The 25,916-nt window shown below is 52.3% G+C and carries 20 protein-coding genes; 8 read left to right on the top strand and 12 right to left on the bottom strand.

Annotated elements, in window-relative coordinates; genetic code table 11:
- Positions 1-12 precede the first annotated feature (12 nt).
- From CRP01_RS13520 to CRP01_RS13510, 3 genes are all read left to right on the top strand, one after another.
- Positions 13-738, top strand: coding sequence for an N-acyl amino acid synthase FeeM domain-containing protein (locus tag CRP01_RS13520; RefSeq protein ID WP_099150583.1), 726 nt, complete (start codon positions 13-15; stop codon positions 736-738).
- A gap of 148 nt (positions 739-886) precedes the next feature.
- On the top strand, positions 887-1,609 hold the full coding sequence (locus CRP01_RS13515) for a class I SAM-dependent methyltransferase (RefSeq protein ID WP_099150582.1): 723 nt from the start codon (positions 887-889) through the stop codon (positions 1,607-1,609).
- A 19-nt stretch (positions 1,610-1,628) separates the two neighbouring features.
- Positions 1,629-2,918 (top strand): sterol desaturase family protein, encoded by a 1,290-nt coding sequence (locus CRP01_RS13510; protein ID WP_233752678.1) that lies wholly within the window; start codon positions 1,629-1,631, stop codon positions 2,916-2,918.
- A 159-nt stretch (positions 2,919-3,077) separates the two neighbouring features.
- Here the strand turns inward: CRP01_RS13510 and CRP01_RS13505 are convergent, their stop codons facing one another.
- On the bottom strand, positions 3,078-4,847 hold the full coding sequence (locus CRP01_RS13505; protein WP_099150580.1) for an SGNH/GDSL hydrolase family protein: 1,770 nt from the start codon (positions 4,845-4,847) through the stop codon (positions 3,078-3,080).
- Positions 4,848-4,940: 93 nt separating this feature from the next.
- Here CRP01_RS13505 and CRP01_RS13500 point away from each other — a divergent pair, with 93 nt between their 5' ends.
- On the top strand, positions 4,941-5,438 hold the full coding sequence (locus CRP01_RS13500; RefSeq protein WP_143473381.1) for a hypothetical protein: 498 nt from the start codon (positions 4,941-4,943) through the stop codon (positions 5,436-5,438).
- Between the two features lie 10 nt (positions 5,439-5,448).
- Here CRP01_RS13500 and CRP01_RS13495 read toward each other — a convergent pair whose 3' ends face one another.
- Positions 5,449-6,996 (bottom strand): sulfatase family protein, encoded by a 1,548-nt coding sequence (locus tag CRP01_RS13495; protein WP_099150578.1) that lies wholly within the window; start codon positions 6,994-6,996, stop codon positions 5,449-5,451.
- 72 nt (positions 6,997-7,068) lie between these two features.
- Positions 7,069-8,403 carry an alpha-L-fucosidase gene (locus tag CRP01_RS43440; RefSeq protein ID WP_394337762.1) on the bottom strand — a complete coding sequence of 445 codons (1,335 nt, stop codon included), beginning with the start codon at positions 8,401-8,403 and terminating at the stop codon, positions 7,069-7,071.
- Positions 8,404-9,738: 1,335 nt separating this feature from the next.
- Here CRP01_RS43440 and CRP01_RS13480 point away from each other — a divergent pair.
- Positions 9,739-11,163 carry a sulfatase family protein gene (locus CRP01_RS13480; RefSeq protein ID WP_099150726.1) on the top strand — a complete coding sequence of 475 codons (1,425 nt, stop codon included), beginning with the start codon at positions 9,739-9,741 and terminating at the stop codon, positions 11,161-11,163.
- Between the two features lie 130 nt (positions 11,164-11,293).
- Here CRP01_RS13480 and CRP01_RS13475 read toward each other — a convergent pair whose 3' ends face one another.
- The 6 genes from CRP01_RS13475 to CRP01_RS13445 form a co-directional block, all read right to left on the bottom strand.
- On the bottom strand, positions 11,294-12,601 hold the full coding sequence (locus CRP01_RS13475) for a BNR-4 repeat-containing protein (RefSeq protein ID WP_099150576.1): 1,308 nt from the start codon (positions 12,599-12,601) through the stop codon (positions 11,294-11,296).
- Positions 12,602-12,858: 257 nt separating this feature from the next.
- On the bottom strand, positions 12,859-14,409 hold the full coding sequence (locus CRP01_RS13470; protein WP_233752677.1) for a flotillin family protein: 1,551 nt from the start codon (positions 14,407-14,409) through the stop codon (positions 12,859-12,861).
- Positions 14,410-14,453: 44 nt separating this feature from the next.
- The gene (locus CRP01_RS13465) at positions 14,454-15,005 is read right to left on the bottom strand and encodes an NfeD family protein (RefSeq protein ID WP_099150575.1); all 552 of its coding nucleotides are present in this window, start codon (positions 15,003-15,005) and stop codon (positions 14,454-14,456) included.
- A 204-nt stretch (positions 15,006-15,209) separates the two neighbouring features.
- Positions 15,210-15,893, bottom strand: coding sequence for a response regulator transcription factor (locus CRP01_RS13460; RefSeq protein WP_099150574.1), 684 nt, complete (start codon positions 15,891-15,893; stop codon positions 15,210-15,212).
- Between the two features lie 65 nt (positions 15,894-15,958).
- A complete protein-coding gene (locus CRP01_RS13455; protein WP_099150573.1) occupies positions 15,959-16,768 on the bottom strand; it encodes a sensor histidine kinase in 810 nt (269 codons plus the stop codon).
- A gap of 707 nt (positions 16,769-17,475) precedes the next feature.
- Positions 17,476-17,988, bottom strand: coding sequence for a hypothetical protein (locus CRP01_RS13445; RefSeq protein WP_099150571.1), 513 nt, complete (start codon positions 17,986-17,988; stop codon positions 17,476-17,478).
- Positions 17,989-18,805: 817 nt separating this feature from the next.
- On the opposite strand from CRP01_RS13445, the gene CRP01_RS43170 reads away from it, so the two are divergent.
- A complete protein-coding gene (locus CRP01_RS43170; RefSeq protein ID WP_262510323.1) occupies positions 18,806-18,934 on the top strand; it encodes a hypothetical protein in 129 nt (42 codons plus the stop codon).
- Positions 18,935-19,063: 129 nt separating this feature from the next.
- Here the strand turns inward: CRP01_RS43170 and CRP01_RS13440 are convergent, their stop codons facing one another.
- From CRP01_RS13440 to CRP01_RS13430, 3 genes are all read right to left on the bottom strand, one after another.
- Positions 19,064-20,458: an arylsulfatase gene (locus CRP01_RS13440; RefSeq protein ID WP_099150570.1), complete on the bottom strand. Its 1,395-nt coding sequence runs from the start codon at positions 20,456-20,458 to the stop codon at positions 19,064-19,066.
- 166 nt (positions 20,459-20,624) lie between these two features.
- A complete protein-coding gene (locus tag CRP01_RS13435) occupies positions 20,625-22,193 on the bottom strand; it encodes a sulfatase family protein (protein WP_099150569.1) in 1,569 nt (522 codons plus the stop codon).
- 723 nt (positions 22,194-22,916) lie between these two features.
- Positions 22,917-24,344, bottom strand: a complete 1,428-nt coding sequence (locus CRP01_RS13430) for a hypothetical protein (protein ID WP_099150568.1) — start codon at positions 24,342-24,344, stop codon at positions 22,917-22,919.
- Between the two features lie 241 nt (positions 24,345-24,585).
- Between CRP01_RS13430 and CRP01_RS13425 the strand changes: the two genes are divergently transcribed.
- Positions 24,586-24,999 carry a helix-turn-helix transcriptional regulator gene (locus tag CRP01_RS13425; RefSeq protein ID WP_099150567.1) on the top strand — a complete coding sequence of 138 codons (414 nt, stop codon included), beginning with the start codon at positions 24,586-24,588 and terminating at the stop codon, positions 24,997-24,999.
- 204 nt (positions 25,000-25,203) lie between these two features.
- Complete coding sequence (locus CRP01_RS13420; RefSeq protein WP_099150566.1) at positions 25,204-25,869, top strand: helix-turn-helix domain-containing protein; 666 nt, start codon at positions 25,204-25,206, stop codon at positions 25,867-25,869.
- Positions 25,870-25,916: the final 47 nt, after the last annotated feature.

Here is a 25,916-nt window from a genome sequence, read left to right as displayed (position 1 = left end):
AACTAAACCGTTATGAAACAGGTATCCGCTTGTCAGGTTGCAACCCAACCGTCTGAAAGTCAAATTGTAAGCGTACACGGCGATTTCACCTTGGAAGTATGCTTAAGCCCGGAAAGTCGCCAGCTCGCTTTCCAGATCCGCTACCGCTCCTATCTCCAGGCCGGAATGATTCCCGTAAACGAAGAAGGCATGCTCTACGACGATTACGATTTTGCGCCGAACGTTCGCATCTTCCTGGTCTGGAACGCCGGCAAACCGGTAGCCACCATCCGAAGCTGCGTTTACTCCGAAGCTTATAACTGGCTACCCACCGAAGGCGTCCACTTCTTCGAAAAAGAACTGACCGCTAAATTGGGCGAAAAAGTACCCCTGCTGGAATCTAATCGTTTTGCGATCGATCCGGACTTCCAGGGCCGTCATTCCATCTTTGCCCAGTTCCTGCTGTTCCGGGCGCACGGCCTGAACTCCGCTTTTCACCAGTGCGAGTACATCATTACCTCCGTGCAGTCCAATCACATCGCTTTTTACCAGCGCTTCCTGGGACTGAATCCCATTTCGGATACGCCTCGTCAGTATGACTGGATTGATGCGGAGATCTCTCTGTTGATCAATCGGTCCGAATCCTGCCTGGGCGCGATCCTGAAACGCGGTATGCCGGAATACAACGAGGAGGATGTAGCCCGGTTTGCCGAACAGGCAAAGCTTTCCCTCATCGATCATCAACGCAAGGTAGCCTGATCGCGACCGGAACGGTCCGTCGATGCCGGTAGAGGAAAGACGCAGGTAGACCCGGTTTCCATTACCGGCAGATCGTCCTGTGCGGCAAGCTTTCACCCAAAACATTTCAGATCTCAAACTCCAGACACCCTATTAAAACCAGACCATTATGCCTACGGCCCAAACGCTAAGCTGGGGAACCTACGCCCAGAAATACGATATCTTATTTGACTACAACCCATTCTACCAAAAACTGCACCGACAGGTGATGCAGGAGGTCGGAAAATGGTCGGTACCCTCCGGTGCGGTTCTGGCCGACATCGGCGCCGGTACCGGTAACTACTCTCTGGCCATGGCCCAAAACTTTCCCCAGGCGACCGTCCTGCACATCGATAAGGATGAAGGTATGAACGAACAGGCGGCCCAAAAGAAGTACCGGCTGGAACTGTCGAATCACCAGATCCGTTCCCTGGGGGTGGATGAAATTAAGCTGGCCCCCGACTCACTGCAGGGCCTGATCAGCATCCACGCCCTTTACACTTTTCCGGATCCCGCAAAGGTGCTGCAAAACATGTACGAATGGCTGGAGCCGGGCCGCCCGGCCGTACTGGTCAACGCCGGCCGTATTGTCAATGTGCTGGACTGGCAACTGGCGATCGGCTGGCACCTGCTGCGGAAATACGGATTCAAAAAAACGCTGGAGATCATGCGCGAGGGGAAGGAAGTGAGTCGGCAAAACGCCTATATCCGCGAGATACAACGCCAGGGAGGCTACTGGACGCACAGTCACGGAGAATTTTGTGAAGCCATTGAGGCGGCCGGTTTCCGTATCCGGCACAGTAAAACCTGTTTCCGCGGGGTAAGTGATTTTGTAGTGGCCGAAAAGCCGTAAACCCAGAAATTTTGCAATTATGGATACTCCAATGGAGGCTTACGCCAATGTGCTGTTGTACGCTATTCCGATGCTTTTTTCTTTTGTGATCCTTGAGGCGGGGTATTCCTGGTGCAAGGGGACCAGGGTCTTTCGCAGTCTGGATACCATCTCCAGTATCAGCAGCGGTGTAGCCAACACCCTGAAAAGTGTGCTGGGACTTACGGTATTTATCATCGGCTACGAGAAGATGGAGACCCATCTGGCCATTTACGAGGTGCAGGCGAGCTGGCAAACCTACCTGATCGCGTTTCTATCCCTCGATTTTGCCACTTACTGGAGTCACCGGCTATCCCATGAAGTCAACTTTTTCTGGAATAAACACGTGGTGCACCATACCAGTGAAGAATACAATCTGGCCGTAGCCCTGCGGCAGCCTATTTCCGAATTTGTCAGCCTGTTTTTCATTTTTATGTTTCCGGCCGCGCTCCTGGGGGTGCCACCGGAAGTCGTTGCCATACTTACGCCTGTTCATTTCCTGCTGCAATTTTGGATCCACACGCCGCATATCGGCAAACTGGGGGTGCTGGAATACATCATCGTTACACCTTCCCAGCACCGGGTGCACCACGCTTTGAACGACATCTACATCGATAAGAACCTGTCGGGCGTATTCTGCATCTGGGATCGCCTGTTCGGCACTTTCCAGGAGGAACTGGACGAGGAGCCGCCGGTCTACGGCAGCACCCGGCCGCTGGACACCTGGAATCCCATCAAGCAGAATTTTGCCCATCTGCTCATGCTGATCCGGGATGCCTGGTATACGAATAGCTGGTGGGATAAACTGCGGATCTGGTTTATGCCTACGGGCTGGCGACCGGAGGATGTGCAGTCGCGCTTCCCCGTAAGATCGGTAGACCAGCACAGCCTGGTGAAGTTCGATACCCGGGCTTCTCCGGCGCTGCACGCCTGGTCGTGGTTTCAGTGTGTACTGACCACTCTGATGCTGATGCATCTGCTGCTCTACTTCAAGGAGATCGGTTTCCCGGACCTTTTCATCTACGGGGCCTTTCTGTTCCTGACGATCTACGCCTACACAGCGCTGATGGATAAGGATAAAAACGCCTTTTGGATAGAAGGCTTGCGCTGCCTGTTTGGACTGGCCATCATCTGGTATACGGCGGACTGGTTCGCTCTGCCCGCTTTGCGGTGGGTGGTCGCCGCTGAACTGCTTATATCGCTGGCGGTAGTAGGGTGGTTTGTGCGTGAATCCACTTACGTAAATACCGAAAACACCAAGTATTCGACCCTGTCCAATTCGACCGGTTAAAGGGCGGAGTGGTGTAAAACCTCACTACTGAAATTTTTATTTTTTTCACCGCCAGGGCCGCTGAGCCGTAAGGCTTGTTAGCCGCTTTTTTCAAAAATCTTCGGGCCCTGGCGGTGAATTTTATTTATGGTTTCTTCAGGTCTCTATCCCCGGAAGGATTTAAGGACGTTTAAGGATCTCTTCCAGCGGGCCGCGCATCTTCAGGTAACCGGCCTTATTCGGATGGAGCCCGTCCGAGAACAAAGCTTCGTTGATCTTGCCGTCTCCTTGCAGGAAGACATCTCCAATAAAGTTGTACCGGATGCCATTGGTGCGGGCCAGCCATTCGATGCCCGTATTGAGTTGGCGGATGCGTTCTTCGTAATCCCGGCGGGGCAGGATCCCCATCAGCACGATCTCCGCATCGGGCTGGCGGGCCTGTACGGCCCGGACCAGTAGTTTCAGGCCGTCCATGATCTCCTGATTGGTATTCAGGTGCATATTGTTGGTGCCGATCATAATCAGGACTTTCTCGGCGCTAAAGCCGTCCAGTTCGCCGTGGTAGACCCGCCAGAGCACATTTTCGATCCGATCCCAGCCGTAGGCGTAATTGGCCAGTCCCATAGGCGTAAAGCCCTTTTCCCAACTCTCCGTTTCCCGGGCGAGTTTTGCTTTCGGTTCGCCGCCCCAGAAATGCACGATGGAATTGGCGAGAATCACCATTTTCGGCGGATGGGTGCGGTTGCGCTCCAGTATTTCGTGGTGACGGTCTTCCCAGTCGTAATTGCCCGGCTCCCGGTACTGAATACAGGGCTGGGTGGTGGAGATGGCTCCCGTGGGTTCCTGCAGAATGGTCCGCAGGGCTTTCTCGTAGGCTTCGGCGTAGTGCATCATCCCCAGATCGTTGGGGTGGGTGCCGTCTACCATATCGTCCAGTCCCAGGTTCAGGTCTTCGTAGGGCAGGTAGTGGATCTCCGTCAGACCTTCTTTTCGAAGCTGCTCGAAGGCCTTTTCCTGAATATCATTCACCCGGGTAAACAGTCCCTGCCGCTCCGGCACCATAGAGCCATCCGTGTAGCCGGCGTGCTCGGTGAGTAGGACCGGCACTTCGGGATGCGCTTTTTTCAGTTGCCGCACGGATTCCAGGATCCGCCGGGACAGTTCCGCGTCGTCGTACAGTTCGGCGTTCCACAGGTTGGGCAGACAATCCACAATGTAGATCTCCGGGTCGATCTCGGTCAAAAAAGAGACGACTTCCTCCTCCAGCCGGCCGTTGCCCGAAAAGGCGAGGTTGATCATCGGTCGGTCCATTTTGCGACCCAGTATATTCGTCCAGGCCATTCCGGGCCGGGAGGCACAGGCACCGTGGGCAATGGACGTTCCGTAAACAACGATCGGTTTTTCCGGACGTACCGGCAGCGGCCGGAAAAAATCGCCTTCTTCGACCCCGATCTCCAGCCATTCCACACTGTTGTAAAGCGGAAGGTACAGTCGGTACTCCCGTCCGAATTTGTGGTAGCCGTCGTTGGGTTTCAAACCGTTGAAGCGGTAAACGACCGTGTCGCCGAAACTGCGGTTACCTTTGGTCCAGAGCCACTGGCCGTCACTACTGATGGCGTAGAGATCCACTCCGCTGACCCCGGTTGCCGGCATGTGGGTCTTGCCGAAATTTTTACTGCCGACGCCGTAGCGCACGGTAATCTTTTCCGCATTCGAACGAAAGCGGATCAACTGCCCGGCGGCATGCCGGGAAAGGTTCCAGACGGCATCTCGCACTACACCTTCCGCCCGGGCCGGTAGCCGGTCGTAGGGCGCTTTAACCTCATCGGGCCAGGCTTGTCCTTCTATGGTGTGAAAATCCTGATCGGTGGGATCCCACCATTGGGTGGATTGGGCAAATCCGCAAAATACCTGCAGCACGAGCAGGAAAAGGAGAAAAAGATCTTTCATGTAGAGTTGGTTTCGTTTTGAAAGGGTAAAATAGCCCATTCCGATAGTTTCACCAAATACCTGCGTATATTCGTCCCTCGCAGAACCAAGACTATGAAAATCCGACTGTTGAGCATTTTTGCCGCAATGCTATTTGGAACCCCGGCCAGCGCCCAATTCACTACGTCTTCCGTTTTTCTGGAAGTTGGTGGGGCGGCACCCTATTATTCGCTTAACTACGCCCGTACGGTATTCACCGGCCGGTACTGGTCCGGGCAATTCCGGGTCGGAGCGGGCGTGCTGGAACAAACTCTGGCCGTACCGCTGGGATTCACCTTACTGGGCGGCAGAAAAGACCATCACCCCGAGTTGACAATGGCCATTACGCCCGTTTCCGAAGGCCTACGATTTTGGGATCGTGATCAGTCCGACTTTAAAGTGGACCTGGTGCTGGGCCTTTGTTATCGCTTTCAACCCGCCCGTGGCCGCTTCCATGTGAGCGTCGGCGGTTTCCCCTACATTCGGCTGGATCCGACCCCGACCCGTCTGTCGGAAAAGAAACCATCCCTGGGGTTCTGGCCGGGATTTAGTGTCGGTCGCCTGTTCAAGTAAGGGACCCGACTCACTTCCCATCGTGATCGCCTACCGGCACACTGCGACCACTGGATTGGTAGGATTCCAACAGGGCCCGCAGTTCCTGCACTACTTCCGGATGATCGCCTTCCACATTGTTTTGTTCTCCGAAATCCGTATCCATCTCGTACAATTGTACCGCGGGAAGGCCATCCTCCAGCGCCCGGGCATTTTTCGGATCACTCCAACCGCCGGAGCCGGCATCCAGGATGAGTTTCCATTTGCCTTTGCGGATGGCAAAAGAACCGTTGCCCGAATGATGGACGGTGGCTTCCCGGATGGGAGTTTGCCGTTGGGGATCGAGTAACAGCGGGAGCAGATTGTAACTATCTTCTGCCGTGCGTTCCGGTAAAGACTGTCCGGTAATCGCGGCGCAGGTAGCCATAAAGTCCGTATGGCAGATCGTTTGGTCCGAGTGCTTACCCGCGGCTATTTTCGCGGGCCAGTGCACAATGAAGGGCACCCGGTGGCCGCCTTCCCAGATATCCGCTTTGGTACCGCGAAAATGATAGCTGGGATGATGGTCGTATTTGAGAACCGAACTGACCGCTCCGGACCAGTTCACTCCTTCCCGGGCCGGCGATCCGTTATCGCTGGTAAAGATGACGAGCGTTTCCTCCCGGATACCGGCCTCCTGCAGAGCCTGCATGATCTGCCCCACCGTCCAGTCTACCTGTTGCACATAATCACCGTAGGCACCGGCCTGACTGCTCCCTTTGAAGGCATCCGCCGGAGCGATGGGCGTATGCGGGGCGGTCAGGGTGAAATAGAGAAAGAAAGGCTGGTCGCCCGTACTTTGTTCGTCAATGTAGGAAACAGCTCTTTCCGTGATCGCCGGCATGACGGCTTCCAGTTCCCAACCGGCGCTCATTTTGCCCGGATTGCCGAACAGGGAATCGGGCTTTTCCTGATCGGGAAAAGCCAGCAGACGATCGTTCTCGATGAAGGAATAGGGTGGGAAGTTCGGTACATCATCACCGAAGTAATAATCGAACCCGTGGCTCAGCGGGCCATTATTTACGGGTTTATTGAAATCGACGGATGCTTCGATCCGTAGGCGTGCCGCCCGGTCGAATCCGAAGCCCTGCAGCGAATCCCGGGCGTAACCGCCACCGGTGAGCGGCCAGTCCCAGCCCAGGTGCCATTTGCCGATACAGGCGGTCGCGTAACCCTGCTCGCGCAGCATTTCGGCCACCGTTATTCTTTCTCCTTGGATAAGTGGCGGATCGTAGGGCCAGAGCACGCCCTGTTTCAGCGGCGTACGCCAGGCGTACCGACCGGTTAATATCCCGTAGCGCGTGGGCGTGCAGACGGCCGAGCCCGAGTGCGCATCCGTAAAATGGAGCCCACCCGCAGCGAGCTGATCCAGATGCGGCGTTTGGATCTTGGAGTCAGCATTGAGAAAACTCAGATCTCCGTAGCCGAGGTCATCGGCCAGAATGTAGACGATGTTGGGGTGGTTGGAGACATCCTCTTCTGCGGTACAGCCGGTCAGAAGGAGCAGTACCAGTAGTAGTGAATAGTTGATCCTATACATGTCGTTTCATTTTCTGAAGTTAACTCACCGAATAGTTCAATGTAATGTAACAATTTGTTGACGGCGCCTCGGTCAGGGCTTAAAAACGGAGAAGTTCGTGATCAGCGCCTCGTCCGTCGCTTCGGAAATGATCAGCCGGATCCGCTTGGCCGTAACCGGTTCGAAGGCCTGAATACGCTTGTGGCCGACGGAAATACCGCTGGCCACTTCCTGCCATTTGCCCCGGTTCTTTATTTCAATGCGGTAATTGCGAACGCGTTCGCCCTGGGCAATGTCTTCCTGAATGATGACGTGTCCGATGGGCGTGGCGGTTTCCAGTTGTAGTTGGATTTCCCGACCCTTACCGCCGGTTTGGGCGAGGGGCGTTCCGTATTTTTCCTTAATGGCATTGCCCCATTCCTGCAAACGTTTCACATCGGCCTCGGGCATCAGTCCCTTCGGATCGGGAGTAAGTCCTACGATGAGGGTAGCATTGCGGCCTACGGATTTTTCGTACATATTCATCAGATTCTCCACGGGGAAAATGTGGGCCTCATCGTCCGGTTCCCAGAACCATTCGTGGCGTCCGTTATAACCCCGCAGAGGCGCGTCGGCCATGGCGGGCATCCAGTAGGCGCCGTCCGGATCACCCTGTTTGAGCAGGCGCATGCGTTCGGCGTGGGTATCGCCGCCGTGGGAGTAGGGATTCGGAAAGGTCGCCCAGCAGGGATAATCCATAGCACCGCTTTCGGATCCACCCCAGCGTACTTCGGCCAGTTGGAGATTGTGGTAGAACAGGCAGTTCGGCTGGTACTGCTGCGCGATGGGCAGGACGTCCGGAACGCCGTTATCGGGATGATCCGCACCACCGTCAAACCAGATCTCGAACAGCTCCCCGTAATTAGTACAGATCTCCCGTAGCATGCCTTCCACCATCTGGTTGTAATACCGTTGGCGCTGTTCCCGGAACTCCCCTTCACCCTGGACCTGAAAGTTGTGGACCCCAAAAAAGGAATTCCAGCGGATACCCAGGTAGATGCCGGGTTTGATGCCGTATTTGCGGCAGGAGTTGACGAAATCCCGCACCAGATCCCCTTTGCCCTCCTGAAAATTCAGCGCCTTCATAGAATAGGGATTCACCTCGGACTGGAACAGCGCAAACCCGGTTTCGTGGGTGGCGGTAAGCAGGGCAAAGGTGAAACCCGCCTCCTTGATCGCCCGGACCCACTGGTCGGTATCCAGTTGCTCCGGTCGGAAGATCTGATAATCCGGCACAGGAGAAATGCGGTTGCCGGCCTGCCCGTATTTTTGTCCGTCGAAGACGTGCAGATCATAATGAAATATGGCCCCCAGTTCGGCTTGTTGCCAGGCGAGCTGGCGGTGGTTCGGCAGCGGACGTTCGGCCTTTTCTACCGGGATAAATACCAGGTAGGAGTCATTACCTTTTTTAACCGCTACACTCAACACTTCTGGGACGCCGTTTTCCTGGTAGACAAAGGGCCGTTCCATGCGATCGGGGCGGAGGGTATCACCGTTGCTGAGTAGGATGCGTTTGGGCGTCAGCGCGTATTCCGTGGCCTTTTTCCAGTGGATGCCGTCGGGGGAATTGATCATGCCGATGAAGGAATGCGCGTGGAACACCCCGTAAAACTGTTTCCGTTGGCTATCGTACCACATGGATACATCCTCGGTATCGAGATAGTCGATCACCGGTTGGTCCTGCATGCGGAAAGGGCCGGTCGGACTATCGGAAATGGCAATGGCCTGATTGCGAATGAAGCGGGTCTCATTGGGTTTGTCCCCCTTCACGATGAGGTAGTATTTCCCGTCCGGACCCCGGTCGATCGCGGGGTTGACGGTTAGCGTGGTGATGGGACCCGACGGCTCGATCAGGGGCGCATCCAGGCGCTCCCAGGGACCGTCGAGGGAAGTTGCCACCGCTACCCCCGTACGCTGATTGGTCCGCAGGGTCTTCCAGGCGGGGTGTTGATACCCCGTTTTGGCGATCTCCCGCAGGTAATCGTCCGCGTAAGTTTCCTCATCCAGATGGGTGGAAATATAGTAGAGATAGTATTTACCTTCAAAGAATTTGATCTTGGGATTGTGGGCCGTAATGGCGTCCCAGCGGCCCTTGCCGGCTCCCCGGAGTGCCGTTTCCCGGTATTCCCAGGGACCGGACGGAGAGGAGGAAACGGCGTGGGCAATTTCCGAATGGGTCAGCCAGCCGGTGAAACCGTAGGATTTTTTCCAGCGGGAATAAAACAGGTGGTACTGCCCGTCGGCACTCCTGAGGATGGAAGGCCCCCAGTTGTAGTAATCCTCGGTCTTGAAAATATTGTCCGGATCCACCCTTGCGAGCCGTTCCTTGAAAAAGAGATCATCCCGTTTTTCGGATTGGGCGCGGGCGGATGACGTGATGAACATGCCCAGCAGAAGAAAAAGAAACGGTAGGAAAAGGTTTTTTTGAAGCTTGTAGCCAGTCTTGTCTTGCTGTACCATACTGTAATTGAATTTTGGACCTTGTTTTCGGAAAGGTAATTTTCTCCAACTGGTTCGGCTACCAATTTATCAGCCGAAAGTGATACTTTTTTTGCTGGAAGGCTCCGCCGGAAAAAATACCATTACGGGAAGTTCGGCTTTTTTTGGTTGCCGACATTTCCATGAATTCAACCCAATGGGCGCAAAATTTTTCACTCCCGGCGAAATTGTGCATTTTGCCGGTAAGGAAATATTCCGGATCACTTCCCAATGAAATGCTTTTACATGAAACAATCGAGTATACTGTTCCTGTGTCTGATGCTGTTCGGAGGCCTGGTGGACGCCCAGGACGCGAAGCCGGAAAACAGCCGCCCCAACATCATTCTGATCATGACGGATGATCAGGGGTGGGGCGACGCTGCGTATAACGGGCATCCCTACCTGCAAACGCCCCATTTGGACCAGATGGTCCGGGAAGGGGTAGAATTTACCCGTTTTTACGCGGCATCAGCGGTTTGTTCTCCCACGCGGGCGAGTGTGATGACCGGTCGCCATCCCGAACGGTTTGGGATCTGTACGGCCAATTGCGGACACCTCAAACCCGAAGAGATCAGTCTGGCCGAAATGGTCCGGGAACGGGGCTATACGACCGGGCATTTCGGGAAATGGCACCTGGGCACCCTGACCCGGGACACCCTGGACGCGAATCGGGGAGGCAAGGCAAAATTTGCCGGAGACTACGCACCGCCCTGGGATAACGGCTTTGATGTCGCTTTCGTCACGGAGTCCAAAGTCCCTACCTGGGATCCGATGGTCACCCCACCGGCTTCGGCAATGGATACCGGTAAACGCCAACCCGGCACGCACTTCGGTACCTACTACTGGACGGGGCCGGGAGCGATCGAAACCAACAATCTGGACGGGGACGATTCCCGCATCATTATGGATCGCGTGATCCCGTTTATCGACGGGGCCGTGGCCGCCGATCGGCCTTTTTTGAGCGTGATCTGGTTCCATTCGCCCCACTTACCCGTGCTGACCGGAGAAAATTACCGGGCACTGTACGAAGGGCTATCCGAAGATCAGCAGGAATTTTATGGCTGCATTACCGCGATGGACGAGCAGATCGGTCGCCTGCGGGCCCACCTGGCGGAACTGGGCGTAGCGGATAACACGCTCCTTTTCTTTACCAGTGATAACGGCCCGGAAGGCAAAGCGCCGGATCAGCGCCACGCCGGACAAACTTACGGTTTGCAGGGGCGCAAGCGCAGTCTGCACGAAGGGGGGATCCGGGTGCCGGGCCTTATGGTCTGGCCGGAGCGGATCGCGGGCGGGCAGGTGGTCAATGTACCGGCCTACACCTCGGATTATTTCCCGACCATCGCCCATTTGCTGCAAGTGGATCTGGATCGCTACGATCGCCCCTTTGATGGCCGGAATATCCTGCCGCTGGTGGAAGGGACCGGCGAAAAAATGGAAGAGCGATATCTGCCTTTCCTGTTTCGGGAGCAGGCGGCCTACATCGGTACCCGCTACAAGATCTACCGGAAAGATGCCGCTGCCGCCTGGCAACTGTTCGACCTGCTGGATAATCCGGACGAAACTTTTGATCTGGCGGCGGAAAAACCGGAATTGCTGGAGCGATTGCAGTCGGAATGGGAGCGCTGGGAGGCTTCGGTAGAAAACAGCGCTGCGGGGAAGGATTATTGAGGTTGCCGAATGATCGGATAATTGGCTGAACCAATAACCGGATGCGTGTGGGGTTAAACCCTTCTTTTTCAAATGCACTCCATACCGGTAAGATAATTTCGTACCGGTATGGAGTGTAGAATCTTTAGCACTATTTATGCCGGTAGTAGCGGATCGCCGTTTTGTAATTCGTGTAGTGAATATACTTTTCATTTTCCATCCAGAGCACGATCTCCGTATCGCCGTCTCCGTTCCGGGGGATATAGGGTCGGATATTATCCAGTTGTGAATCTTTGGTGATCGCCTGGCTTTTCCAGGTGAGTCCGTTGTTCTTGGTTTCCCACCTTTCGATCTCAAAAACGTCATTGATCTCCCGGGACAGGTAAACGACATTTGTGTTGTTCGGGTTGACGGTGAGGTTGCCGAAATAGTGCGGTTCGCGCTCCGTCTTGCCCTCCTGGGTCTGGGGGAACCATTTCCCGGCCGCTACCATTTCCGTGTTGAACCATTTCCTGCCGTCGTATTTGGCGTACCAGTAGCGGTGGTCCGTCTCACTGGGGCTCCGGGTGTAGAGGATCACCGGATTGCCCTGCTCGTCGGCGGCCACATCGGCGATCCAGGCGCGACCTTCCGTTTCCGTCGACTGGTAGATCACCGTAGCGTCTTTGGGTTCGAACGGGATGGTATTCATATCGGCGATCTGGGTACCGTCCGCCCGGTAAAATGCACCATTTTCGTAATAGGCATAATACACGGAGTTGGTCGGTTCCACCCGCGGGTGCCCATCCGTAAAGATGATGTGGATGCGGGATTTGCCGTCGGAATAGTACTTTGCGTAAGGGCGGTTATTCGGATCGAAGGGGTAGTTGGTAATAAAGACCTTGCTTTTGGTCCAGCTTTCCCCATCATCATCGGACCACATGACATTCGGTTTGTAGCCCGTCCAGCGGCCGAAGCAATACAGGCGTCCATCTTCCGCTTCCAGGCGGTAGGGGTTGGCGTAGGTCACGTGCACTTTTGGAAATTCCTCCAGTTGGGTGGAATCCAGGAGGTAGATCTGTTCCGCTTTGCTGAAGCTACTGACATCCCCTCCTTTACTGGTAGTATTGATAAAAAAGCCGTCGGGCCCGGAATGGGTCGTGTAAGTAGCGATGATATTGCCTTCGGCCGTTTCCACGAAGGCCGGGTTATCGTGATCGTCGGATTGCAGGTCCGGATACAGATCCTTGGTGGTGATCTTATTGTTGTCCAGATTGAGCGATGCAGCTTCGATGGTGCCGTCCGCTTTTACCCAGCCGGTGATCACTTCCTCATCGTGGATGATCGCCCGCGGGTCGGAAAACCAGCACCAGGCGCCATCGTCGGTCAGATAGGCAGATTGGGCTATTTTAGGGCTACAGGATGATAAGGCCAGTACGGCCAGACAGGGCAGACAGAGTACCAGTAAATTGCGATTCATAATGGTTGTTGATTTTGTGGTAACGTTATTAGGACGCACAATCTACTAAACTCCCCTGGGGTAAGACTTGAATTTTTATAGCGGGAAAACAGTTCCGGAGGATACGGGAAGGTGATGGGTGGAAACATTTCAACCAGACGCTATCTGGTCTTTAATGTGTAAAGCGGAGACGGCCAGATACTTGCCGGAGTTGAGCCGGCGGGACCACCATCCGACGGTCGGGCTTTAGCCCGTTGTCGGATGGTAATCCGTATGCTCTATTCTTTTTTCGTTTTTTTAATGATCACTTCTTTTTCGGCCGGTTCGCCGTTGCCGTTGCCATGGCCATTACCATTGCCGTTTTTGGCCAGGTACTCGGGCAGGCTGAGGCCCGACTGGTTCATAAATTCGCTCAGTGCGGGAATAGCCTTGAACAGGCCACTCATGAAACCGGCAGCTCCCTGCCCGTCGCCTCCGTCAAAAACGGTGACCTTATCGAATTTGATGTTTTTAATGGCTTCCGCCTGCAGTTTGGCGAGTTCGGGGATCTTATCCACCATCAACAATCCGATAGCGGCCTGGGGATTCCCGTTGGCGGCATCCACCAGTTTCTGAAAACCGGCGGCCTGTGCGTCCAGTACCTTGCGGATACCTTCCGCCTGGGCCTCGTAATTGGCCAGGATGGCGGCAGCTTCCCCTTCGGCTACTTTGCGTTTGTGTTCTGCTTCCGCTTCGGCCGCGATCACAGTCTTTTCTTTCTCGATCTGAGATTGGACGACTTCATTGGCCCGGCGGGCGGCGAGTTCCCGTTCCTTGCGCGCTTCCTCGGCTTCTTTCTGGGCCAGGTAGGCTGCTCTTTGCGCTTCAGCTTCGGTGGTTTTTTCCGTTACTTCTGCAGTTTTATTCGCTTCGGCTACCTGCTGGCGCCGGTCGGCATCCGACTTCGCAATCTGGATATCCGCGAGGTTCTTTCCTTTGATGGCGTCGGCCTGGGCGTTCTTTTCTCCGATCTCAGCCGCGGAGTCGGCAGCCGCTACGGAGGTACGCCGTTCCTTATCCGCTTCCGCCTGCCCGATGGCACCGGTCCGTTCTTCTTTGGCCACTTTTACTTTGGCATCGTTGATGGCTTTGGCGGCGGCTTCCTGGCCCAGGGCTTTGATATAACCGGATTCGTCGTGAATATCGGTGACGTTCACGTTAATCAGGCTCAGGCCGATCTTATGGAGTTCGTCCCCGACGTGTTCGTATACGGAAGTTACAAACTTATCGCGGTCGGAATTCAACTCTTCAATATCCATATTGGCGATTACCAGGCGCATCTGCCCCATGATGATATCGTGGGCCAGGTGCCGGATGGCATCCTTTTGCATCCCCAGCAGGCGTTCGGCCGCCGAAGTCATGAGGGTAGGCTCGTTACCGATCGCTACGGTAAACTGGGCGGGTACGGATACCCGGATGTTTTGTTTGGAAAGCGCATCCTGCAGGTTCACATCGATCGACATGGGTTGCAGATCCAGGTACTGATAGTCCTGGATAACGGGCCAGACAAAAGCGGCACCCCCGTGGATACAGTTGGCACTACCTTTGCCGGTTTTACCGTAGATCACGAGGATCTTGTCGGACGGGCAACGCCGGTAGCGGGATACAAAGAACCAGAGCAGAAAAAACAGCAGCGCGACCACCAGGAGAATGGGTAGTAGTGCCGACATGCCGCTACCGGTAATTCCTCCATCGAACTGGGCCAACAAAGGCGTAGCCAATAGTAGCGCGAGGCCCGAAGCGCCGGCCTTTTTTAAGTTCCTGAGCAGGAGAAGCTGGAAATGTTTCATGGTTTCAGGTTTATTATTGTCGTATAAATTGAGGCAAAATCTTGTTATTCCATTGGTGCAACGATCACGTGATCTTCTTTGGCTTCCACCACCAGTACCTTATCGTGGGTACCCATAGCCTGACCGCTTTGTGAGCGGGCGCTGATCTCCCGGCGGGCGTCGTCGATCTGGACCATAATGCGGCCTTTGCCGTCGGGAGGGATCGGTACGTGCACTACGCCCATCTTACCTTCGGCCTGCCAGAGGTGCCAGTTGCCTTCTTCCTGGTTTCTGAGCAACCAGCGGAAAAACCAACTCAGCAGTAAAACGGCGGCAATGCCGGATATCAGGGCGGAAAGGGTAGCGACCGGCCAGGACCAGGAGGTGTTCAGAAATATGGCCCGGGCGGTGAAGGAACCGACGGAAACAAAAGTGAGCAGGGTTTTGATGATACCGAAGGAACCGTCGGCCGCATCGGCCGGACTATCTCCGTCCCCGATAACATCGAGGTCTCCACCGATCTCAAGGCCGGCAAAAATGGAAATGAGCAATAGAATGACCATCAGCCCACCGGCAATCGTGCCTATCCAGAAGAGAATGTTGATCAGTTCCTGCATGCCAGGGAATTTATGTCGTCAGCCGTTCGTCCCCAAATGTTGGGTAGGAATACTAATTTGCACATTTTTCCGCACTTTGTCAATCTGCAATTTGCTGAGAAGTAGCGGATTGTCGGGGGTAGGGGAGCGCGGCCTCGCATTTTGGAACGCAGCCGGGCTGTCGACGATCATTAGAATAACCAAATCTACCCTTTAATTTAGATTTTACCCCTTTCGGAACCAAAAAGTTTCAGGGCGAATCGTTACGAGCTGGTGCTGCAGGGCAAAGACCACCAGCCCCGCAACATTGCGGCAGCCGAGTTTTTGCAGCAGGTTATTCCGGTGACCGTCCACGGTGCGCGGACTGATATAGAGTCGTTCGGCGATTTCGGGGGTGGTGTATTCCTCACAGATCAACTGAAGGACCTCACTTTCGCGGGCAGTAATGTCGTAGCCGGTCTGCAGGTCTGCTTTGGGGCGGGTTTTATGGATCATGTTATCGCGGATCACCTCCATGACCGCCTGATCGTAACTGAAGCCTTTCTGATACACCTCGTGAATACTACTGATCACCTGGTCGGGCGTGGCGTTTTTCGGGAGGTAGGCGCCGGCTCCCAGTTCGATCATATTGATGATGAAAGCTTTGCTGAAATAGGTAGACAGCACGATGATCCGCAGACTGGGGTACTCTTCGCGAATGATCTTGGCTACTTCGATGCCGTTGAGTTTCGGCATTTTCAGATCGAGCAGCAGGATATCGGGCAGCAGGTCGGCGGATTTCAGTTTTTGCAGGAGTTCCTGTCCGTCCCCGGCTTCAAAACAGATCCGGAGATCGGGTTCTCCTTCGAGCAAAGCGATCATGCCCTTGCGGAATAAGGCTTCGTCTTCGGCTATGGCTAGATTGATCATAAGTTTAAACGGAGTATTTATTTGCAATTATAGGTTTGTTCTTTTTTCAAGGAGAATTCCGGGTGCTACGGTACTTTATGGATCCGATAATCGATCTGGACCTGTACCCCCTTGCCCGGCTGGGACTGGAGCTGGTAATCCGCTCCGATCATATTGATCCGGCTTTGGATGTTTTGCAGTCCCAAACCCGGATTTTCCCGGACCTTTTCCGGATCGAACCCCCGGCCGTTATCCTGGTAACCGAGTGAAATGCCATCCGGTTTCAGCCACAATCGGATCCCGATCCGGCTTGCCCGGCCGTGGCGGATAGAGTTATTGATCAACTCCTGCAGGATGCGGAAAACATTCAGTTCGATCGATTTATCCACCCGGAGTGGATGATCCTGCAGCAGATCAAACACTACTTCCGGCGCGGTGCCGCCGGGATAACTTTCGCACAGCTCACGGACGGCTTCCCGCAAACCGAAATTTTCGAGGGTTGGCGGCAGCAGATCGTGAGAAATGCGCCGCGTCGTATCGATGGTATTGCCAATGATCTCAAAGAGGTCGTGGACGGTATCGGTGATCACGGTCGGTTCGGTAGCAAATTTGCGCAAGCGGTGGAGGTTGAGGTTGATCACATTAAGCTTGGAACCGATCTCATCGTGCAGGTCCTTGGCGATACGCTTGCGCTCCTCTTCCTGGGTCAGGATCGTACTGTAGAGCAGTTGTTCCTGGTGGGCGAGTTGCAGGGCCTTGGCCTTCATTTGTTCCCGGTAGATCCTTTTCTGAGATCGGTTGGCCAGTAAAACAAAGGCTACGGCCAGACATAACATGATCACGATCCCTAGCATGATCATGGTGAAAATTTCATTGGCCTGTAAACCGTTTTCCATAGCCCGTATAATACGATTAACTGGAAGATTAGATAGAGTAATGCATTGCTAATCCAAAGATAATCATAGTATGGAATGAGTTCTTCAAAATAGGTCAGTATATTGGTAAACATAAAGATAAACAGGCTCCCTGAATAATATATCAGCACCGCTGAATTAATCAAATTCATAAATACCGATCCTGACTTTATGCGTCCGAAAAAATAAAATAATGCATAGCCAATATAGGCAGCGTGGGTGATTGTTTTCGCTATACTGTTGAAGCTAAATAAGGACTGAATAAAGCAGGTGTTTAAAATAATAATGACACAGATCGCTATAATGAAATAGCCGAAATTTTTAGCGGGGATCTGCTGAAGTAGCTTTTGATAGAATAAGGATAAAAAGATGAATTCAAAAAAGGTATAGAAATGAAGTAATGGAAGGTTGTTTATCGCTGAAATCGATAATATTTGTGCAAATATCTGGACAATTAAACCAGTTGTCAGAAAAAAAGCAAACCATTTATGAAATGAGGGCAAATATTTCAATGCCTTCAAAAAAGCAAAGACATTTACTGCTAAAATCAGGAGTGTAATATTAATTAACCAACTTAGTATAGTTTGCATCCTACTATTGATTTTAGCTTTCCGGGGAAAGCCTCCCCGGAAAGCTTTAAACTCAGGTTATTCTGATAATGTGTCCAAAGTTGTGAAAGGCATTCTATACTATTGTCCTCCACATATCGTTGGGCATGGATTTATGAAATCATAAAAAGTCCCATCATCATCATCAAGCGATTCTGGATTTATATCCGGCGGTAATACCTTATCGTAGAACATTAACGATATCTGCTTTTTTCCGGGATTTCGCGGATCATCTTCCAGCATCAGATATCCGTAAGCATCCCCGTCTGGCCTTCTTCTCAGCATTTCATTGAGTTCACATCTGGGTAGGTGAAAGTAGCGAAGGTTCAAATTGGAGATGTCCGAAACCAAGGAGTCAAGTTTGGGGTTTTCTTTTGCGATCTCCTCGATAGTATTTTTGTAGTTCTCAATGAACAGAGTATAGGGCCAGAGCCGGTTAATAGCCTCTTGCGGGGTTAGTGTATCGGGTGGAGCATAACATACGGAAGGAGATGATCCTACAGGAGGACAATCCGGCCTGGTAAAAGCATAGATCAAGAATCCCAGTGCCGTAATGGCAAATAATACCGTCCAGTAATTGATTTTCCAGTTCATTTAAGTGGGTTTTAGGTGAAAATTTATTCGGAAATTGAAAACGTTCAGTTTATTTTCTTGGATCATTCGTTCATTCAGGGCATAAAAATGGCCTGCAAGCTGACCGGCAATAAAGCGGTCAGTGATCCGATAAATACGTTAAATCTGAAGGAGACTGTTGATCGCGGACGGATAAACCGTCCGAATTAATAATAGGACTTAATTAATCACGGGATGGTACGAAATGATTATTAGCTGGTGGTGATTTTGTGCGTTCCGGGAATAACGGCCTGATCATTCATGGTTTGAGATTGTAGCGTTTTTAATTACCGTGGGCCGTATTAATACCGGATAAGTTGAATAATCAGGAGAATCGCGTAGGGATATAAATATTGTAATACGCTACACTTCTACTAGTTATCTATATCTCCAATGTACATAAAGTTACCGGTCAATTTCCACTTTTTCAAGATAACCGGGCCGAAACAGGTAGAAATACCTATGGATTCCAATAAATGTACCCGGAAGCTGGCCGGTCAGTATAGAGCGGGATAAATCCTATTCCTGGAAATAATAAACAGGATAAAGGACTTTGCGAAGTATTGAGTGGCGATTAAAATAAGCGGTTCATCATTAAATCAATAACCCAACAGGTAGAAATACCTATAAACCGCCGTGCTTTTACCCAATCTGCACTTTCCACAATTTTACGCTTATACGGGCCGGATATTTATAACAGTTTTGTGATGAATAAAGCACAAGCGTTTCTCTCCAATAAGCACGTCCAATTTTTTCAAAAGCGCAACTATTTTTTAAACATCTAAAATTTTCATGACCAATGAGAAACTACATTCGCTTGATCAAAACCACACACGAACGCTTTCCGGTCCATCCGGGCATAGATCGCCGATCCGCCGGTAACAAAACCGGGCGGAGCCGGATCATCACCGACGTGCCGGAGATCTGATCAGAAGGGTAATTGATCTCATCCGGATGCGGCCTGCAGGCGGTCCGGATGCGCTTCCTTACCGGCAACGGCCATCCAGTATGCGGGCCCGACGGGATCAATTCCCGCTGGGCCCGTTGCGTTTTCGGATCACTCCTTCGCCGACAGTATTTTTTTCGCTTCTTCTCCGGCTGTCGCCACGGTGGGCCAGTACGGGCTGGGCGTGTGCGCTTCGGCCATGATATTTTCCATTTTCTGTACGATGTCCGGATGTTGTCCCGCCAGGTCATTTAGTTCTTCGGGATCCTTGTTCAGATCAAACAGGTGGATCGGTTCTTCCGTACCCAGCCGGATTCCTTTCCAGTGGTCCACCCGCACGGCCTGCTGAAAGGGACTGTAAAACTCCCAATAAAAATAATCGTGGGGTTGCTGTTGCTGTCCCAGCAGGGTAGGCAGTACGGATATACCGTCGATGTTTTCCGGTGTTTGGGTGGCGGCCAGTTCGGCCATGGTGGGCATCACATCCCAGAAAGCCCAGGGAAAATCGCTGACGGTGCCCGCCCGGATCTTACCCGGCCAGCGGACGATCATCGGTACCCGCAGGCCACCCTCCAGCAGTTGGCGTTTTACGCCGCGGAAAGGTTTGTTGCTTTCCAGGGGTTCGATGAAGGGAGGATTGGGACCGTGATCGGAAGTAAAAAAAACGATGGTATTTTCATCCAGGCCCAGTTCTTTCAGAAGGGTGAACAATTCCCCGATGTCCTTATCCATGCGCGTGATCATAGCCGCGTAGTTCTTTACCTGCTCCGGCCAGGGCTGACCGGCGTACTGAGAATTGTCCGGCACCTCGTAGCGGCCGTGCGGCGTGGTATACGGGAGGTACAGGAAGAAGGGTTCTTCCCGGTGCTGGCGGACAAAATCCAGAGCATCCGCGGCCATCAGATCGTGGGTGTACACCTGGCGCTGGTTGTTGCGATTTTCCGGAATAGGCACGGTATCGGTATTGCGCATCAGGTAGTCCGTATAGTAATTATGAGCGTGTACCTGATCGATATAGCCGTAAAAATAGTCGAAGCCCTGCAGCGTGGGCGTACCGGTGGTGCCGGGATTACCGAGTCCCCATTTGCCGATCGCTCCGGTAGCGTAACCGGCATCCTGCATCATTTCGCCGATGGTATAATCCTCGGCTTTCAGCGGGACGAGTTTCCGTTGCATGAAGGGTTTATCGGCATCATCGGTGGTACGATTGTCCCGGCGGGTGAGGTGGCCGTCGTGTTTGCCGGTCATCAGCGCGCAGCGGGTAGGTGCACAGACCGGACTGCCGGCGTATACCTGGGTAAAACGCATGCCTTCGGCGGCCATGCGGTCCAGGTTGGGCGTTTGTACGAATTTACTGTCGTAGCAGCCGAGATCGGCGTATCCCTGATCATCGGACATAATGTAGATGATATTGGGCGGGCGCTGGGTAGTGGCCTGATCCCGGGAGCTTTTACAGGCGATCAGGGACAACAGGAGTACTGGAAGGAGAACATGTAATAGTTTCATAGACTGGATTTGGATCTGGTGAGCGGGGCCCTCTTAAAATAAGGTGAAAGGACAGGCACGGCCATGAATGATACGTGGATACCCGAAGCAGGAAGGTCGGGAATGCAGAGACTTTTCCAACGTAAATCCTGCATTCCCAATCTCCGTGAGCGAAACCGGTTGCCGGTTATTTCAGTTCCAGTTGTTCTACTTCCTGGAATTCCGTACCGCGAATGGCCTGAAAAGCGGCGATCATTTCCTGTAACTTTTCCGGCTGGGCTTCCGCCAGATTTTTTTGCTGGCCGAGATCATCTTTCAGATTGTACAACTGAAAGTCCTCCGCATTCCCCAGTTCGATATTAACCGATTTATTGACGGCCGGTCCCTGGTAAGGAGGGATCAGGATCCAGTCTCCTTTGCGAAGGGCGGTGCGGGTGGTCGCTTCCAGAATGAGTTCATCGCGGCCATCCTGACTTTCCCCCATTAGCACATCCAGCATTTCCTCACTGTCATCCGTACGGGCATCGCTTCCGACCAGTTCGGCCAGGGAAGCAAAAAGGTCGATCTGCGAGATGACCGCGTCGGATACCGTCGGTTCGATGTGCCCCTGCCAGTAGGAGATAAAGGGTACGCGGGTGCCGGCTTCGAACAGGCTGTACTTTCCTCCCCGCAGTGGCCCCCACGGCGTGTGGTCTCCGAGCTTTTCCACAGCATCATCGTAATAACCATCGTTAAGCACCGGACCGTTATCACTGGACAACACGATGAGGGTATTCTCCATTAAACCTTCCGCTTCCAGCGTTTTCAGCAATTCGCCGATGCACCAGTCGGCCTCCACGATCACGTCCCCTCTGGGGCCCATGCCGGATTTGCCGACAAAGCGCGGATGCGGTGTGCGCGGTACGTGCGGTTGCTGCAGGGCGTAGTACAGGAAGAAAGGCTCCTCTTTATGCATCCGTATATAGTCCTGGGCCCGTACCAGGAAGGTGTCGGCCATATTTTCGTCCACCCATTTGGCGGCATCGCCACCCTTCATGAACCCGATCCGGGGAATACCGTTCACGATGCTGCTGTTGTGGCCGTGGTGCCACTTCATTTTCAACATTTCCGGATTGTCCTTGCCGGTGGGTTCTCCCGGGAAATTCTGCCGATAGTCCACTTCGATGGGATCGTTCGGGTCCAGCCGGACCACGTCGCCGTCCTCTATATAAACGGTCGGCACCCGGTCCTGGGTAGCGGCCATGATGTAGCTGTAGTCGAAACCAACCTCATTGGGGCCGGGCGCGATGTGTTGGTTCCAGTCGGTATTGCCGTCACCCAGTCCGAGGTGCCATTTGCCGACAACGCCGGTATGGTATCCCTGAGCGCGGAGCATTTTTGGGACGGTCATCTGGGCCGTATCGATTAATAGGGGAGCGGTACCGGGCAGGATTTTGGCCCGGGGGTTACGCCACGGATAGCTGCCGGTAAGCAGCGCGTAGCGGCTGGGCGAACAGGTCGCCGAGGAGGCGTAACCATTGGTGAACTTCACTCCACCGTTGGCCAGCCGGTCAATATTCGGCGTGGACAGCTGGCCCACTTCGTAGGCACTGACATCACCGTAACCGAGATCATCGGCGTAAATGAAGATGATGTTGGGCGAGGTGGCCGCCTGTTCGGTAGATTCCTCTTCGGTGTCGGCCGTATTATCGCAGGCCGGAGTTAAAAAAGCGATCAGTAAAAAAAAGAATAAGTAAAGAAGTTTTGTTCTTTTCATAATGTTTTGATGGTTTTTAGCAAACTCAAAAGTAACAATCAGAAGAAGCTAATGAAAGGCAGACCAAATAAAATGTAGATCCCGGGGCTCGTCTTCGGGGAAGTTAGCCCGTCAATAATTGGGCAAAAGGATGATCAATAGCTTGTCCCGGACCGGTCGGGAACGCGTAAATTAGGGGCGGCAGCAAGATCCGCAACCGAAAAGGTCCTGGCTTTTTTAGGCAACCTTTCGGTAGATCTGACCCGTTGCGGTCGGGCCGGAAATGCAGTTTTTTGACCAGCCTCATCAATGTATCCGGTTTTTTCTCGAAAATGTACTAATGAAAACACGTAAAAATTTGTAATTTGCGGAAAGCGATTTCCCGCTCTTTTCATTAGTTCCTACCATTCAAACAGTTCCTACTCTAATAAGGCGATCTTTCTGTAAGGTGTGCTGCATGCTTCCGAAAGGAAATTGGCATGCTGACTGAGGTATGAGGATCCGGCGTTAACCGGTTCCGATGGGTGTCCGGGATCCGTCAACTGATCCGCTCTGCAATCCGTACATTTTCTAAACCCAAATAAATTGCTTTTCCAATGACCCTTATTGAGCCCTTTCGCATTTTTAGTAGAAATTTTAATCAGACTATGCTACCCCTGCGGGCGGTCCCGGAACCGGTTCCGAAGCGCAGCCGAATCATCACGGATGTGCCCGAGATCTAGCGGCCCGGTACTGCCGGCGACTTCAGATCTGGTTCAGTAACCAGGATTTATTGTAAACCGGGATCTGTTGTTCGAGTTGTCTTCTCATTTTTGTCCGTTCCTGATCAGAATTCTGCAATTCCATTTGCAGGCGGATCAGTCGTTTAACCGCGAGGGCAAAATTGAGAAGACCTTCTTTTTTATGGTCGGCGAGTTGCTCATTCCGGCGGAGATAGCGTTCGAAGGATTCGACCTGGGCGTTGATCAGTTCGAAGTAGTTCAGGTCTTGCTGGAAGGATTCATAGAAGATCTTGAGAAGCAGCACCCGGGACTGGATCTGGTAGTAAACGTTCAGAAAATCAACCTCCTGCAGCAAATTAATTGCCGTTTCGGCCTGCTGGGTTTTATACAGCCATAGCGCATTGGCCAGGGAAACGGCATCCTTCCGGGCCCGCGGATCGAGCCTCTTTTTATGCTCCCGGATAAATTTCTGGCACCATTGGGTGGCGCCCGTACGCAGAGCGATGTTGACGATGTTAATGAACTGCATGTCGTTCAGCATACCGTGTTCCAGGAAGAGACCGGCCGTCAGGCCAAACTGATACAATTCCAGGTTTTCCTGCAGGAACAGTTGTTCCCCCTGATTCCCCCGTAAGATCGTAAAATTGATCAGGCACTGCAGGATCTGTTGTTGCTGGAGGCGGGTGAAATCCGCAAAATTGCGCCACAGAATATCTTTCAGCCGGGTATAGGAAACGGTTTCTTCCGTTTCCAGCAATTCCAAAATTTCCAGATAGGCCATAATGACGGGGGCATCCTCCCGAAAGTCATACGCTTTTTCGGAAATCTCCTGCAACAACCAGATGCGGTGATTTTCCGAAAGCGGCTTTTCCCGGGCCTTCATTTCACAACTCAGCAGTAACTTTTCCAGAATATACCATTGATCCAGTTGCTCCATGGAGGCTTCGTAGACCTCCGGAGATAATTTGAATTTATCCGTAGCCGGGTGATTGCAGTAGGATTGCCCCAGCCAGAATTTCTGCTGGAAATAGATGCTGTCCCGAACCGTGCCTTTATCCAGTTCACGGTCGGCCTTAAACATTTCCCGCTCGAAGGTCTCATAGGCCAGGGGCCGTTCGGCGAAGGATTGCAACAGCAGCCGGTCTTGCAGATGGGCGGTCTTTTCCAGTTGGATGTTCCGCAGGTAATCCTTGAGCAGGGCGGTGAAATTCGACATCAGATTGAGCAACTTCTGATGGTGGTAGTCGGTGCCGGGAAAAACTTTTTGGTAGACCTTTTCCTTGCTCAGGTTCTTCGATTGGTAGTAAGGATGATCCTTCCGCAGCACCTGGTACAACTTCAGGATATGAGCATTGGTATTGAAAAAGGGTGATTTGAGGAAAAGTTTCAGCCGTCTGAGTTCTGGTTCACTCAGTACTTTGAGTAATTGGAATAGTTTGCTATCGTGCATAAGGGGGAAGAATAGCCAAAGTTCATTGATGTCAGCCTACAATATACTGATTTTTGATATTATTTGCTTTAAAATATAATTAACTGTAAATCATTTATTTGTGCGGTGAATTTTGAAAAATTGTGCAGGCGATTGGGGTTATTTCTAAAAACTATTGTCGTTGCGTTCCAGGTACAGACGATCTACTTTAGAAGCATCATTAGCAAAAAGCAACTGATTAAACCTCAAACCTAAACCTGTCATGAACGAAATACCCCCCAATTTTAAACCATTAACTACCGACAAATTTCAATGGCCCCAAAGCATCACCAGGTACCTCATCTCCCAGGATGAACAATTTCTGGAAAAAGTGCGGCACCACATCGTACGCAACCTCGCGAACGAGCATTTCAGTGTACAGGACCTGGCCGATAATATCCACCTGAGCGTTTCTCAGCTCAATCGCAAACTCAACAAACTGATCGGTCAATCCGCCGGAAAACTGATCCTGGAAATTCGACTCCGGCACGCGGCCGGTCTGCTGGAAAGCAATGTGGCCAGTATCGGAGACATCGCCTACCGCTGCGGCTTTCGGGACCAGGCTTATTTTTGCCGCCGGTTTAAGAAGCAGTTCAATTGTACACCCTCAACGTTTCGCCGGAGAGCTGCCCGTTAAACCCGTAAACAGCTTGCGCAGATAATGCAAATGGATGCGTGAAATGTGCAAGTGCAGCTGAATACGGAACGTTAACTTTGTTTAAATCCAAGATCTAATCTCACCGCTGATTTCATTTAAGGGACTGGTCCGGAAGGACATCTGTTCACAGAAGCTGCTTTGCCCTGGACAGCGGTAACTTACAAACATCCAAGCCTGAAAATTATGATAAAGTCAAATTTGGAACGCCATAATGTTGCGTCCTGGGAGGATATCCAACGGTATGCATTTTTCGAAAAAAATAAATTTCAGCAGCAAGCAGAACCCCGTGGGAGGGGCTGGCTATACGGTCGAAAAGATCTAAGGAGAACGATCTACATTAAAGACCAAGAGCTATCCGAAACCGGATCTGGAAATTTGGTGAATAATATTGAGTCGGCTTGGTATCGCAGTTTAAATAATCGGGAATGCGGGGTTGATAATTTAATGACTTTAGCTTTCAATTGGCTTGAATTAACTATTTCATTGGATACTCAAGAGGAGATTTTTGTTCGAAAGCTGGTGCGGTTGATTTTCCGGTATATCAGCGCTCCTCAGCTGGATGTTTCCTTTCTGGCTCATCGTATTGGTTTAAGTAATTCACAACTCAACCGGCGGACACGGATAATCATAAATTGTTCAACCGGAAACCTTATCCGTGTTATTCGTTTACAATACGCGGCAAAACTATTACTCAGCAATGTAGCTTCGGTGGGAGCAGTTTCGGACGAGGTAGGATATAGCAATCAAACCAGTTTCTGCCGAAGTTTTAAAAAGGAATTCGGTTGTGCGCCGTCCAGATTCTCTAGTATTTATGGTAAGGGTAATCCGAATCTCGCTCCAAAATGGTAAAATGATGCACAGTACGGACAAATCCTAGTTGGTAGCGCTCTATACCT

This window comes from Flavilitoribacter nigricans DSM 23189 = NBRC 102662, assembly GCF_002646595.1.
Classification (GTDB): domain Bacteria; phylum Bacteroidota; class Bacteroidia; order Chitinophagales; family Saprospiraceae; genus Flavilitoribacter; species Flavilitoribacter nigricans.
This window is presented reverse-complemented; position numbering and strand designations above follow the sequence as displayed.

What these genes read in the sequence shown, in the direction of transcription:
- CRP01_RS13435 (WP_099150569.1), bottom strand. Translation starts at nt 22,193, where the DNA reads ATGAAAAGAACAAAACTTCTTTACTTATTCTTTTTTTTACTGATCGCT.
- CRP01_RS13510 (WP_233752678.1), top strand. Translation starts at nt 1,629, where the DNA reads ATGGATACTCCAATGGAGGCTTACGCCAATGTGCTGTTGTACGCTATT.
- CRP01_RS13495 (WP_099150578.1), bottom strand. Translation starts at nt 6,996, where the DNA reads ATGTATAGGATCAACTATTCACTACTACTGGTACTGCTCCTTCTGACC.
- CRP01_RS13420 (WP_099150566.1), top strand. Translation starts at nt 25,204, where the DNA reads ATGATAAAGTCAAATTTGGAACGCCATAATGTTGCGTCCTGGGAGGAT.
- CRP01_RS13470 (WP_233752677.1), bottom strand. Translation starts at nt 14,409, where the DNA reads ATGAAACATTTCCAGCTTCTCCTGCTCAGGAACTTAAAAAAGGCCGGC.
- CRP01_RS13425 (WP_099150567.1), top strand. Translation starts at nt 24,586, where the DNA reads ATGAACGAAATACCCCCCAATTTTAAACCATTAACTACCGACAAATTT.
- CRP01_RS13440 (WP_099150570.1), bottom strand. Translation starts at nt 20,458, where the DNA reads ATGAAACTATTACATGTTCTCCTTCCAGTACTCCTGTTGTCCCTGATC.
- CRP01_RS13515 (WP_099150582.1), top strand. Translation starts at nt 887, where the DNA reads ATGCCTACGGCCCAAACGCTAAGCTGGGGAACCTACGCCCAGAAATAC.
- CRP01_RS13460 (WP_099150574.1), bottom strand. Translation starts at nt 15,893, where the DNA reads ATGATCAATCTAGCCATAGCCGAAGACGAAGCCTTATTCCGCAAGGGC.
- CRP01_RS43170 (WP_262510323.1), top strand. Translation starts at nt 18,806, where the DNA reads ATGAGAAACTACATTCGCTTGATCAAAACCACACACGAACGCTTTCCG.
- CRP01_RS13500 (WP_143473381.1), top strand. Translation starts at nt 4,941, where the DNA reads ATGAAAATCCGACTGTTGAGCATTTTTGCCGCAATGCTATTTGGAACC.
- CRP01_RS13505 (WP_099150580.1), bottom strand. Translation starts at nt 4,847, where the DNA reads ATGAAAGATCTTTTTCTCCTTTTCCTGCTCGTGCTGCAGGTATTTTGC.
- CRP01_RS13455 (WP_099150573.1), bottom strand. Translation starts at nt 16,768, where the DNA reads ATGGAAAACGGTTTACAGGCCAATGAAATTTTCACCATGATCATGCTA.
- CRP01_RS13445 (WP_099150571.1), bottom strand. Translation starts at nt 17,988, where the DNA reads ATGAACTGGAAAATCAATTACTGGACGGTATTATTTGCCATTACGGCA.
- CRP01_RS13475 (WP_099150576.1), bottom strand. Translation starts at nt 12,601, where the DNA reads ATGAATCGCAATTTACTGGTACTCTGTCTGCCCTGTCTGGCCGTACTG.
- CRP01_RS13480 (WP_099150726.1), top strand. Translation starts at nt 9,739, where the DNA reads ATGAAACAATCGAGTATACTGTTCCTGTGTCTGATGCTGTTCGGAGGC.
- CRP01_RS13520 (WP_099150583.1), top strand. Translation starts at nt 13, where the DNA reads ATGAAACAGGTATCCGCTTGTCAGGTTGCAACCCAACCGTCTGAAAGT.
- CRP01_RS13430 (WP_099150568.1), bottom strand. Translation starts at nt 24,344, where the DNA reads ATGCACGATAGCAAACTATTCCAATTACTCAAAGTACTGAGTGAACCA.
- CRP01_RS13465 (WP_099150575.1), bottom strand. Translation starts at nt 15,005, where the DNA reads ATGCAGGAACTGATCAACATTCTCTTCTGGATAGGCACGATTGCCGGT.